The sequence below is a fragment of the Clostridium pascui genome, from assembly GCF_016908015.1.
GTDB classification, from domain to species: domain Bacteria; phylum Bacillota; class Clostridia; order Clostridiales; family Clostridiaceae; genus Clostridium_AK; species Clostridium_AK pascui.
Genome location: NZ_JAFBDB010000005.1, coordinates 226,324 through 238,621, shown reverse-complemented (window position 1 = coordinate 238,621; position 12,298 = coordinate 226,324). Strand labels below are relative to the sequence as shown.

13 protein-coding genes and 1 pseudogene are annotated in these 12,298 nt (G+C 29.4%); 8 read left to right on the top strand and 6 right to left on the bottom strand.

The features are described from left to right. Both pabB and JOC70_RS13645 read right to left on the bottom strand, forming a co-directional pair. On the bottom strand, positions 1-1,350 hold the full coding sequence (gene pabB, locus JOC70_RS13650; RefSeq protein WP_204599448.1) for an aminodeoxychorismate synthase component I: 1,350 nt from the start codon (positions 1,348-1,350) through the stop codon (positions 1-3). A 19-nt stretch (positions 1,351-1,369) separates the two neighbouring features. Beyond that, positions 1,370-1,942, bottom strand: coding sequence for an anthranilate synthase component II (locus JOC70_RS13645; RefSeq protein ID WP_204599447.1), 573 nt, complete (start codon positions 1,940-1,942; stop codon positions 1,370-1,372). A gap of 169 nt (positions 1,943-2,111) precedes the next feature. On the opposite strand from JOC70_RS13645, the gene JOC70_RS13640 reads away from it, so the two are divergent. Together JOC70_RS13640 and JOC70_RS13635 are read left to right on the top strand one after the other, a co-directional pair. After that, on the top strand, positions 2,112-3,668 hold the full coding sequence (locus JOC70_RS13640) for an ABC-F family ATP-binding cassette domain-containing protein (RefSeq protein ID WP_204599446.1): 1,557 nt from the start codon (positions 2,112-2,114) through the stop codon (positions 3,666-3,668). Positions 3,669-3,904: 236 nt separating this feature from the next. Continuing rightward, the gene (locus JOC70_RS13635) at positions 3,905-4,345 is read left to right on the top strand and encodes a YiiD C-terminal domain-containing protein (protein ID WP_204599445.1); all 441 of its coding nucleotides are present in this window, start codon (positions 3,905-3,907) and stop codon (positions 4,343-4,345) included. An 82-nt stretch (positions 4,346-4,427) separates the two neighbouring features. Here the strand turns inward: JOC70_RS13635 and JOC70_RS13630 are convergent, their stop codons facing one another. Next, positions 4,428-4,712, bottom strand: a complete 285-nt coding sequence (locus tag JOC70_RS13630; RefSeq protein ID WP_204599444.1) for a YciI family protein — start codon at positions 4,710-4,712, stop codon at positions 4,428-4,430. A 103-nt stretch (positions 4,713-4,815) separates the two neighbouring features. Between JOC70_RS13630 and JOC70_RS13625 the strand changes: the two genes are divergently transcribed. The 4 genes and pseudogenes from JOC70_RS13625 (at position 4,816) to JOC70_RS13610 (ending at position 7,224) form a co-directional block, all read left to right on the top strand. Beyond that, complete coding sequence (locus tag JOC70_RS13625) at positions 4,816-5,409, top strand: TetR/AcrR family transcriptional regulator (protein ID WP_204599443.1); 594 nt, start codon at positions 4,816-4,818, stop codon at positions 5,407-5,409. A 6-nt stretch (positions 5,410-5,415) separates the two neighbouring features. Next, a pseudogene (locus tag JOC70_RS19615) lies at positions 5,416-5,542 on the top strand (transposase); the annotation flags it as partial. A 151-nt stretch (positions 5,543-5,693) separates the two neighbouring features. Beyond that, positions 5,694-6,422 (top strand): DUF421 domain-containing protein, encoded by a 729-nt coding sequence (locus JOC70_RS13615; protein ID WP_204599442.1) that lies wholly within the window; start codon positions 5,694-5,696, stop codon positions 6,420-6,422. Positions 6,423-6,495: 73 nt separating this feature from the next. Next, positions 6,496-7,224: a DUF421 domain-containing protein gene (locus JOC70_RS13610; RefSeq protein WP_204599441.1), complete on the top strand. Its 729-nt coding sequence runs from the start codon at positions 6,496-6,498 to the stop codon at positions 7,222-7,224. A 688-nt stretch (positions 7,225-7,912) separates the two neighbouring features. Here JOC70_RS13610 and JOC70_RS13605 read toward each other — a convergent pair. Both JOC70_RS13605 and JOC70_RS13600 read right to left on the bottom strand, forming a co-directional pair. Then, complete coding sequence (locus JOC70_RS13605) at positions 7,913-8,542, bottom strand: class I SAM-dependent methyltransferase (RefSeq protein WP_204599440.1); 630 nt, start codon at positions 8,540-8,542, stop codon at positions 7,913-7,915. Between the two features lie 183 nt (positions 8,543-8,725). After that, positions 8,726-9,139, bottom strand: a complete 414-nt coding sequence (locus JOC70_RS13600; RefSeq protein ID WP_204599439.1) for an RrF2 family transcriptional regulator — start codon at positions 9,137-9,139, stop codon at positions 8,726-8,728. 225 nt (positions 9,140-9,364) lie between these two features. Here JOC70_RS13600 and JOC70_RS13595 point away from each other — a divergent pair, with 225 nt between their 5' ends. Together JOC70_RS13595 and truA are read left to right on the top strand one after the other, a co-directional pair. Beyond that, complete coding sequence (locus tag JOC70_RS13595) at positions 9,365-10,066, top strand: flavodoxin family protein (RefSeq protein ID WP_204599438.1); 702 nt, start codon at positions 9,365-9,367, stop codon at positions 10,064-10,066. A gap of 257 nt (positions 10,067-10,323) precedes the next feature. Then, the gene (gene truA, locus JOC70_RS13590; protein ID WP_204599437.1) at positions 10,324-11,073 is read left to right on the top strand and encodes a tRNA pseudouridine(38-40) synthase TruA; all 750 of its coding nucleotides are present in this window, start codon (positions 10,324-10,326) and stop codon (positions 11,071-11,073) included. Positions 11,074-11,114: 41 nt separating this feature from the next. On the opposite strand, the gene JOC70_RS13585 is transcribed toward truA, so the two are convergent. Then, positions 11,115-12,254, bottom strand: coding sequence for a S1C family serine protease (locus JOC70_RS13585; protein ID WP_204599436.1), 1,140 nt, complete (start codon positions 12,252-12,254; stop codon positions 11,115-11,117). Positions 12,255-12,298 lie beyond the last annotated feature (44 nt).

Here is a 12,298-nt window from a genome sequence, read left to right as displayed (position 1 = left end):
CTATAACACCCTCATCAAAGCTTTGGCTTTATCCAATGTCTCAAAATACTCGTCTTTTTCATTAGAATCCCAAGTGATTCCTCCACCTACTCCGAAATAGGCTTTGCCATTTTTATTTAATATAGTTCTTATAACTATATTAAAGTCAGCATTTCCGCTAAAATCAAAATACCCTATGATACCGGTATAAATATTTCTTTGTATCCCTTCTAACTCCTCAATTATCTCCATAGATCTTATCTTTGGTGCTCCCGTTATAGATCCACCTGGAAAGCATTCGCGTATGCACTCTACTGAAGATACTTCTTCTTTCAGTTCTCCCTCTACTGAAGATACTAGATGAAATACCGTACTATATTCCTCTAACTTAAAAAGCTCTGTAACTTTAACACTAAAAGGCTTACAAACTTTACTTAAATCATTTCTTTCTAAATCTACAATCATTAAAAGTTCCGATTTATCTTTTTCACTATTTATCAATTCTTTCTTATTCTTTTTATCTTCTTCTTCATTTGTGCCTCTAGGTCTTGTTCCTTTTATTGGACGAGTTTCTACTTTGCCATTTCTTATTTTTATAAACCTCTCAGGTGAGGAACTTATGATTTCGAAATCATCTAAGTTTAGGTATGCTGAAAAGGGAGCTGGATTTATATATCTTAAATTCTTATATATTTCATAAGGAGATTTTTCATTATAGCACCAAAATCTTTGAGTTAAATTTGCTATGTAAACATCTCCGCTTCTTATATATTCTCTAACTTTTCCAACAGTTTCTATATATTCACTTTTATCAAAATTAGAATAAAACTTAGTATCACTTTCTATTAAATCAAAATACTCGATCTTTTTTCCATTAGCAATTAAAGCTTCAATTTCCTTTATACTTTCATTGCTATTTTTTATAATACCGGAAGCAGATATATAAGTCTTATTGTTTATATGATCAAATATTATTAAGTTATCATAAAAATTAAAATAAATATCAGGAATAGCTATGTCTTTTTTTGCGGTTTCTGGTAGCTTTTCTAAGCTTCTAGATGCATCATAAGAAAAATAACCTATGCATCCTCCACTAAAAGGTAGGTGAGTATTCTTATCTATCTTATATCTTTTAAGTAAATTTTCTAGTTCTGTAAAACCATCTCCGTTAAATTCTTCGTCGTTTATACTACATTTGCTGCCTGTAGCTTTAAATGTTAAAAAGGTATTTATACCTATAAAAGAATATTCTCCTAAACCATTATTTTTTTTAGAACTATCTAATATTATCGCATTTTTGGTGTCTTTAAATATTGTAAATACATCAAAGGGATCTAATTTAGTATTTATTTCTTTTATAAAAAAATTCATTATAACGCTCCTCTTGCAATTAAGTTCTTGATTGCTTTATAAAATTTTTAAGCATTTCATGGCCATATTCAGTAAGCTCTGCTTCAGGATGAAATTGAACGCCTTCAATTAAATATTCCTTATGTCTAATACCCATAATTACTCCATCTTCTGTTTCTGATGTTATTTGTAAAGTACTAGGTAAACTATCTTTATCAACAATCAATGAGTGATATCTTGTTACGTTTAAGGGGCTTTTTAAGTTACTAAATAAGCCTTGCCCATTATGTTTGATTAAAAATACTTTTCCGTGAACGGGCTCTTTGCCTTTAGTAATCTTTGCTCCAAAATAATGTCCTATACATTGATGACCTAAACATACGCCGAGTATTGGTATAGAATCTTTAAAATTATCTATGATATCAAGACATGTGCCAGAATCTTCTGGAGATTTAGGTCCTGGTGAAATGATAATTCCATCTGGATTAAGATTTTTTATTTCATCTATAGTTATTTTATCATTTCTAACAACTATAATTTCTTCATTAAGTTCTTCAAAATATCTAGCAAGGTTATACACAAATGAATCATAATTATCTATTATTAAAAACATATATCCTCCATAAAAATATCGTTATTTATTTATTATATAAAACTAATGTTAATATTAAAAGAATAAAGTTTATAGCTTCTAGGAATTTCAGCATTATTTTCTTCTTGACATCAAATACTCTGCCCATTAGACTAAATATGATGAATTTTTTACAGTAAAGGAGCAAATTATGAGTATATTAACAGTTAAAAATATAAACCATGGTTTTGGTGATAGAGCTATATTTGAAGATGTGTCTTTTAGATTATTAAAAGGGGAGCACGTTGGACTAATTGGTGCTAATGGAGAAGGTAAATCAACATTTATGAATATAGTAACAAATAAGCTTATGCCAGATGAAGGCAAGGTTATTTGGTCAAATAATGTTAGGGTTGGATATATGGATCAACATGCAGCATTAACTAAGGGTCAAAGTATTAGAGATGCGCTAAGAGACGCTTTTAGTTACCTATTTGATTTAGAAAAGGAAATGAATTCTTTATATGAAAAAATGGGTGAGGTGGAACCAGAAGAATTAGAAAAAATGCTTGAGCGAACAGCATTAATTCAAGATTTATTGGATAATAATGGATTTTATACAATAGATGCTAAAGTAGAGGAAGTTGCAAAGGGGTTAGGACTTTTAGATTTAGGATTAGATAGAGATGTAGAAGATTTATCAGGAGGACAAAGAACAAAGATTTTGCTTGGAAAGCTTTTACTTCAAAATCCAGATATATTACTGTTGGATGAGCCTACTAACTACCTAGATGAAGAACATATAGAATGGCTTAAGAAATATTTAAATAAATATGAAAATGCTTTTATACTAATATCTCACGATATACCATTTTTAAATTCAGTAGTTAACTTAATATATCATGTAGAAGAAAGAAAGCTTACAAGATATGTTGGAGACTATGACGAATTTATGAGATTATATGAAGCAAATAAAAAGAGACTAGAAGCAGCTTTTGAAAAACAACAAAAGGAGATTGAAAGACTTGAAGACTTCGTTGCAAGAAATAAGGCAAATGTTGCCACTGCAAATATGGCTAAATCAAGACAAAAGAAATTAGATAAAATGGAAGTTATAGAGCTAGTAAAAGAAAAACCAAAGCCAGAATTTAATTTTAAAACTGCAAGAACTTCAGGGAAGATGATATTTGAAACTAGGGATTTAGTAATAGGGTATGATAGTCCTTTAACTAAACCATTAAATCTTTATATGGAAAGAGGACAGAAGATAGCATTAGTTGGAGCTAATGGTCTTGGTAAATCAACATTATTAAAGAGTCTTTTGGGAAAAGTTAAGCCACTATCTGGTGAAGTAGAACTTGGAGATTATCAACATATTGGATACTTTGAACAAGAAGATAGATCAGGGAACACAAATACTTGTATAGAAGAAGTATGGAATGAGTTCCCAAGCAAAACTCAATATGAAATAAGAGCAGCTCTAGCAAAGTGTGGATTAACAACTAAGCAATTAGAATCAAAGATAATGGTTCTATCTGGAGGAGAAGCTGCAAAGGTTAGACTATGCAAGATATTAAATACTGAAACTAATATTTTAATTCTAGACGAACCTACAAATCACTTAGATGTAGACGCAAAGGATGAATTAAAGAGAGCCTTAAAAGAATACAAGGGATCAATTTTACTAGTATCTCACGAACCTGAATTTTATAGAGATATAGTTACAGAAATATGGAATTGTGAAGATTGGACAACTAAAATAGTGTAATATAAGAATAAATTTCATAAAATAAATTGTTATGAATAATAACATAAAAGCAGCATTAATATCAACGAATATTTTTGCTGTTTTTTATTTACTTCCATAAATTTGTACTTGTAATATAATTAAAATATAATATTAGTGTGCATGAAAAATGTTCCAATATGAAATTTTTAAGAGAATATCTATTACAAGTTTTTTATTTGGAATAGAAGAATAAACGAAAGTAAGGAGAATTGACCATGAATGAACATGAATTTGAACAATTTCTACACAAACAAATACCAATTACAAAAGACATGGGAATAAGTGTTATAGAATTTACACCAGCAAAAGTAAGGATATGTGCAAAATTAGAGCCTAATTTAAATCATAAATGCACAGCATTTGGTGGAAGTATAAATAGTTTGATGACTGTTTGTGGCTGGGCAATGGTATATGCAAATATTAAAGAAATTGATAAAGAAGCCCATATTGTAGTTCAAAAAAGTAATATTAACTATTTAGCACCCATTGATAAGGATTTTATTGCAGAATGTGCTTTATCAGATGAAGTGAGTAGGGAACTTTTTTTTAAGACGTATAATAAACATAATAAAGCTAGAATAAAGCTTAAAGTAACTTGCTCTGATGAACAAGTTATGTTAGCAGAGTATCAAGGGCAATATGTAGCATTTAAATGATAAAAAATAAAGATATAGATAAATATAAATATTATTAAAATCCCTAGTCTAATCATAAAGCTGGGGATTTTAATTGTTTATATTAGATAAAAGATTTAAAATTGGATGAATATTTGGTAGGAATAAATTCAATAATTTCATAACTAGCTATTTTTTCTTTGTAAAAGGGGTCTTCATTTAATATAACATTAACTTCATTAATATTTTCGGCATTGCAAAGTATTATTCCACCTTTACGTGGCTTTTTTCTTCCAGAGCAAATAAATTTTTCGGCGCTATAGTATTTATCTAGGAATGATATGTGAGCAGGCAAATATTTTTCTACCTCATCAATAGGTTTGATATAGGTAAGGTTCAGTATAAACATATTGATTTTCTCCTTTAAATAGTTTAGTATAATAATGACCGTAGTCAGTGACTATGGTCATTATTATACACTAATAATAAAAGAAGTCAAGAAAGGGATAAATATGTCAAGAAAAGAAAAAGCTATTCTAACCAAAAATAAGGTGTTTGAGGCTGCTATAGAACTAATTAGAGAAAAAGGATATGAAGATGTTACTGTAAGTCAGATATGTGAAAAAGCAGGAGTAGCAAAGGGTACTTTTTATGTTCATTATAAATCTAAAGAAGATATAGTAAAAGAAAGTTACTATTCTGATATGAGCGAGTTTGTTTTAAAACAATATAATATTTTAATCTCAAAAGATAAGAATATGAATATCAAGGATAAAATAGGAAAATTCCTTATATCAGAGCTTATGTTTGCGAACCATGTTGGATATACGATGACATGTCGAGCTTATGTGATTAATCTAACCGAATGTATATCTGAAAGTAGTAAACATTATGAAAGAAGAGATTTTACCAGAGAATTAAAGAAGTTAATTTTAGAAGGAATTAATCAAAGGATATTTGAGACGAATCAAACAGTGGAAGAAATATTTTTGTACCTAGAAAGTTTTGTGAGAGGGCTTATGGCTTCATGGTGTTTTTCAAATTCAGAATTTAATATTGTTAAAGAAGGAGAAAAATATATTGGTGAAATTTTAAAAAGACTATAATTATAACCTAAATGTGGCTCACAAGTAATTATGAGCTGGTTTAAAGGAAGGCTTTACGCTTGGAATAATAGCAGTTATACATACCTTTGGAAGAGATTTGCAATGGAATTCACATGCACATTTATTAGTTACAATAGATATATAATTGTTTAGAACGTTATGAAAATGGAATAATATATTATGACAAATATATATTTAGTGTGAATAAGAAACTCTTAAAAGTTTCTTATGATAATTGGGAATATTAATGTTATAAAGTATATAGTTAAGGGAGATGTTTTCATATGCATTTAATGAAGGAACTTTTAATAGTTAGCGGCAGAATTATAAGTATTTTGCCTTTAATGCTAATTATAACTTTATACATGGGAAAACGTTCTATAGGTGAACTTCCTGTTTTTGATTTTTTAGTAATTATCACTTTAGGTGCAGTAGTAGGAGCAGATATAGCAGATCCTGAAATACCTCATATCCATACTGCGGTGGCAATTGTGCTAATTGGATTTTTGCAACGATTAGTCTCAAGACTAATAATTAAACATAGAAAATTAGGTCATATTATTACATTTGAGCCTACTATAGTTATTCAGGATGGTAAGTTTATTCCAAATAATCTTAAAAGATTACGTTATTCTATAGATAATATTCTTCAAATGCTGAGAGAAGAAGGAGTGTTTGATGTAAAGGATATAAAGATTGGTATTGTTGAAGCTAGCGGTAAGCTATCTATATTAAAGCAAGATAACAAAGCCTTAATTACAATAGAGGACTTGAATATATCAAAAAAGGGGTCTTCATTATCTTACCCGGTGGTAATGGATGGGGAGGTATACAAGAATGTATTGGCAAAACTTGGCCTTTCAGATATCTGGCTACAAAAGGAATTAAATAACCTTAATATTGGAAGTTCAGATGAAGTATTTTTTGCATCTGTTAATACAGAAAAGGAACTTCATGTTTCACTAAAGAAGGATGTAGCTAATAAAGACAGTATTTTTCCATTATACAACTAGTATTTAATTTAGCACATAATAATAGTTAGTTTAGCTATAATATTAAAGTAAAAGTAGGAAAGGAAAAAGACTTATGGAAATGATTAAAGAGTTCGCTATTCTTTTTGGAAGAATTGTTACTATATTTCCTCTTATGCTTGCAATAACACTATACATGGGGAAACGCTCTATCGGAGAACTTCCCGTATTTGATTTCTTAGTTATAGTAATATTAGGTGCAGTTGTTGGAGCGGATATAGCAGACCCAAATATTGAACACATACATACTGCTGTTGCCATTGTTTTAATGGGGATTTTTCAGAAGGTTATATCTAGGCTGAAAATAAAATATAGAAGGTTTGGACATATAATTACATTTGAACCTACGATTGTTATACAAGATGGTAAGTTTTTAGTATCAAACCTCACTAAGATACGGTATTCAATAGATAATATTCTTCAAATGCTGAGAGAAAAAGAAGTGTTCGATATAAGTGAGGTGTACTTAGGAATTGTAGAAGCTAATGGCAATATTTCAATACTTAAAAAACCCAATAAAGCTGAAGTAACTATTGAAGATATGAATTTAAATAAAAAAGAGTCTTCTTTATCCTATCCAATAATAGTTGATGGAATATTATATAATGATACTCTAATAAAGCTTAATTTATCGGAGAATTGGTTAAGAGAACACTTATCTAACCTTAGTATAAATAGCGTAGAAGATGTCTTTTTTGCTTCGATAAATATGAAAAAAGAATTGCATGTTTCACTAAAAAAATATATCGAAGATAATAACCCAATAATACCTTTATATAACTAGATGTTTTTAAATGTAGTTTCTTTTAGTGCTTATACAAGCAACTCAAATATAAATCAATATTCTATTTGAGAATAAAAAGGTTATAGGATAGTCAAGAAACAGTTTTTTTGGCTTCCTATAACCTAAAGTCATTTTTAGTATTACATATTAATTATAATACTCTTTAATTTTACAAAATATAAAAATGATATACATAAAATATCGTTCGACAATTGGTTCCATATATTTACATATAATGTAAATATTGATATAATATTAGTACATGAGTTACATAAATAAATCGTTTCATGTAAAATAACAGCAAAGAGTTTACATATAAGAAAGAATAAAAAAGTAAAAAAACATCCATTAACGCATGCCCCCAGTATACTTCCCAAGTATATTGGAGCATTCCTCGAAAGGATTATCAATGTTTATCAAGGAGGAGATTCGATGAGTATTAAAATTTTAGAAAAATACTTACAAGTATGCAGACAATATGGACTAGAGCCAAATTGGAAAGACTTAAAAAAATTCAAAGATATTTGCTAATAATATAGACGATGAAAGATGAAATATTTATTAGAATGTGGAAACTAGAGAACATCAACAGATATTGTACAAAATCTATTTACGTTTTGGATATTATATTGTAACAATATCTGCTCTTTTTATGTCAAAACAATAAATATTTGAAGTTAACGTACCTTTAGTGTTTTTTTTTACATTTTATAATTGTAAATTTCAATGGAGGCTTATTTTTCATATTCTTACTAGGTTCGTCGATTTCTGAAGATTCCACTAACCCATATTTGCCAAATTCCTGCTTTACTGAATCACAATCATAAAAGAACATTTTTACACCGTCCATTATCTCAAAGCGATCTTTACTAAGTTGTTTACCTTTTCCAAACATTGGTGATTTCTTGGAAATTGCAGTGAAAATCATATATCCATTTGGCTTTAGCTGATTATAACAATCCTTAATTAATTTTTCTCTTTCATTAATATCCAATAAGTGAATAAGTGCATAGCAAAATATACCGTCATAAAGTTTGTCATCAAAAGGCATATCAGTTACTGAACCATGATATATTTTACTGTCAAGCCCATTTTGTTTTGCTAAATCAATGGCTGTTTGTGATATCTCAATACCTGTTACATTAATTCCGTTGTCAATAAAGATCTTTGTATTTCTGCCGTATCCAATACCTGGAATCAATATATCCTTAACTTTTTTCTCGAGAAAAAGATCCTTTGCCAAGATTGCAGAATCTGCAGGGTCAAGTCCCCACATCATTTGCTTTTCTATAAAACTTGCTTCCCAAAATTCTCCCATATATACCTCTCCTTTATGTTTTATTTTATGGCTCGCTAGAATATTGTTAATGTTAGTTTTGAGAATATACACTGTTTCCTTAAAAGAACTAATCAAAATCTTTAGATTACATGTATTACAGATATTTAATATCTATAATTAAGGCGTTGAAAGCCATATAATATAGCTTAATAGGTGAAAGAATTATTCCTTATTTATTTCATAATTTGATGAATTTTTAACTACTTCATAGAGCTTTTTATTCTGCAGATATGTCTCCATCACAGTTTCTGCTTCTGCCATTACTTTATGAATACAACACTCACCTTCTTCTTCTAGGCCGCAATTAAATAATGCCCCAGTTCCCTCGGTTGCTCTGATTACATCCATAAATGAAATTTCTTCTTTCTTTTTACTCAAAATATAACCACCATTTACACCTGGAGTTGATTGAATTAAACCAGCCTTTACTAACTGCGTTAAAATCTTAGAAAGATAAGTAGGAGAGATATTGAAGTGATTTGCTAGTGGTTGTAAACTCAAATTATCATTTTTATTATATCTAATCATATATGCAATTATATGTAGTGCGTAGTTTGTAGCTTTTGTATATTTCAAAGTAAAACCTCCTTAATAGATATTAAAGACTTTATTTATCTATAATTATAAGTATAATAATAACTATTGTCAACTATTAAAAAACAAGAAGTTAATAATAAAAGGTTATCCAATTTATTGACCTAATACTTTAATGCAGTTTAGAGATAAAAGTTATATGAAGTACCTAGAAATAATATTATGATATAATGAATTTAAAATATATTATATAAATATGGGGGATTTATGAGGGTTTTAGTTATTTATGGAACACAACGAAAAGGGAGTACTTATCACATTACACAACGGTTTTTAGAAAAATTATGTGATGGTGAAAATGATATAAAAGAATTTTTTTTGCCTAAGGATTCACCTAATTTTTGTCGGGGATGTTTTCAATGTTTTACGGATAATGCAAAGTGCCCAGATTACCAATATATAAAACGTATTTTAGAATCTATGCAAGAAGCAGAGCTTATTATTTTTACATCTCCTGTATATGTATACCATGTTACAGGACAGATGAAAGCTTTTCTAGATCATTTTGGATTTCAGTGGATGGCACATCAACCAAATGAGACAATGTTTAGAAAACAAGCATTAATTATTTCAACAGCAGCAGGTGCAGGAACTAAATCCACAATGAAAGATATTGTAGATAGTTTTAATTTTTGGGGAGTGGCGAGAATTCATAAATATGGTGTAAATGTAGCGGCTATAGATTGGGATCAGGTTAGTAATAAAAAGAAAATACAAATTCAAAATAAGGTAGAAAAATTAGCGGTAAAAATTAAGGGAAAAAGTAAAAAGGTTACACCAAGCCTGAAAGTAAAGGGATTGTTTTATATAATGCGTTTTATGCAGAGGAAGTTTAGGTTTAATGAACCAGACGTTAAGCATTGGGAAAGTCATGGGTGGCTAGGAAAAAAAAGACCTTGGAAAGATTAATACTTAGTAGGAGAAAATGGAGTTAATATTATTGATTATGTAAGAAGAGTCGATTACTAAAATGGCATAGGATTTATTATTTAAACCTTGAGCTGTATGGTATCAAGGTTTTTTATTGAAATTAAGCAGATAAAATTTAATAAGTGGCTTTTAAACTCATCTAATAGTATACTTTAGCTATGAAAGAAAAAGATATTTTGCATTGAGACAGAATAGTAGATATAATAATGTTGCGAAAAGCGAAAAAGGAGATTAGTATGAGAAATATAAAAATGACAATTCAGTATGATGGAACAAGATATAATGGGTGGCAGAAGCAAAATCAAAAGGATAGCACTGCTAAAACTATACAAGGAAAGATAGAAAATGTTTTAAGTAAGATGACAGGAGAAGAAATAAATGTTATCGGTTGTGGAAGAACTGATTCAGGAGTTCACGCGGAAAATTATATAGCTAATTTTTTTACTGATTGTATGCTTCCAATATATGAAATGGAGAAATACTTAGAAGAATATTTGCCAAAAGATATTGTAATAAAGGAACTAAAGATTGCCAAAGATAGATTCCATGCAAGATACAATGTTAAAGCAAAAACCTATGTTTATAAAATTGATAACAATAGATATAATAATGTATTTACTAGGGATTTTACAAATCATATACCTAATGAGCTAGATATAGAAAGTATGAAGAAAGCAGCTGAGTACTTAATAGGAACTCATGATTTTAAAAGCTTTACGAGTTTAAAAGCTAAGTATAATAAATCAACGCTTAGAACAATAAATTACATAAACATAAATAAAAATGATGGATTAATAGAAATAGAAGTAAACGGAAACAGTTTTTTATTAAATATGGTAAGAATTATAGCAGGAACACTTATAGAAGTTGGTGAAGGAAAACTTATGGCAGAGGATGTAGAAACTATATTGATGGAAAAAAGTAGAGAAAAATCAGGTCAGAAAGCACCAGCTAAAGGACTAACATTAAAAGAAGTTCAATACTAATTTAAAAAGTTGGCTAAATGCCAACTTTTTTCTTTTAATACTTACTCAATTAAAGTAAGGTTTGCCGTTATATTTTTTTTATTTCGAAAAATCTCAACTTTAATTACATCGCCAGCTTTATGAGTTGCCTTTATGGAATTTATTTCTTCTATAGATGTGACGGTTTTTCCATCAAATTTAGTAATTAAATCATTTACTGCAATACCTGCTTTAGATGCAGGGCTCTCGGGATATACTTCTTTAACGTAAACTCCCGTAGGAATGCCTTCACTTTTTGAAATTTCATTTGTTATACCTATGGCGCCAATCCCTATTCTAAGTACTGGTTTAGTTAAAGCTGTAAGCCTTTGTTTTACTGTGTTTATAGGTATGGAAAAGCCTATTCCTTCTACACCTTGTTCAGTAATTTTTGCAGTGTTTATTCCAATAACTTGACCCAGGGTATTTATAAGAGGGCCACCACTGTTGCCAGGATTTATAGCAGCATCTGTTTGGAGAAAACTTTGAGTTCTTCCTTTTTCAACTTCAACACCACGATTTATAGCACTTATTATTCCACGAGTTACAGTGCCTATAAATTCCTTGCCCAAAGGATTGCCTATAGCAACTACACTTTCTCCAACTTCTACTTTGTCCGAATCTCCCAGCTCAACAACTCCAGGAACTTTTATATTTCCATCTACTTTTACCACAGCTATATCTTGAACTGAATCGTAATTAATTATTTTAGCATTTACTACTTTGCTATCATTAAATATAATTCGAACTTCTTGAGCACCTGAAATTACATGATAATTTGTAAGTATGTATCCCTCGTTATTTATTATAAATCCTGAGCCTATACCTTCTTGAACTCCAAAATCTCGGCCCCACTGACGTACGATGCTTTTTGTAGAGACACTAACTACTGCAGGACTTACTTTTTTAACTACTTCGGGAATAGATAGGGCTTCCTTTGGTTCAGCAAAGTTTGGTGGATTAGTAGAGGAAGATGGAGGCTGCTGAGCGCTTATATTATTATCATTATTTTTATTATTAGAAAGTAAATTAGGTGAGCATGAAAAAGTAAAAAATGCTAAAGAGCTTATAACAAGTGCCAGTGAAAGCAAAAATATAAATTTTCTTCTTCTTTTTTTATGTGTTTTATTAAAATGATTATCACTAAAATATAAATCAGCCATAATTAAAACCTCCAAAGGTATATTAACATAAATGTATTTTTTAC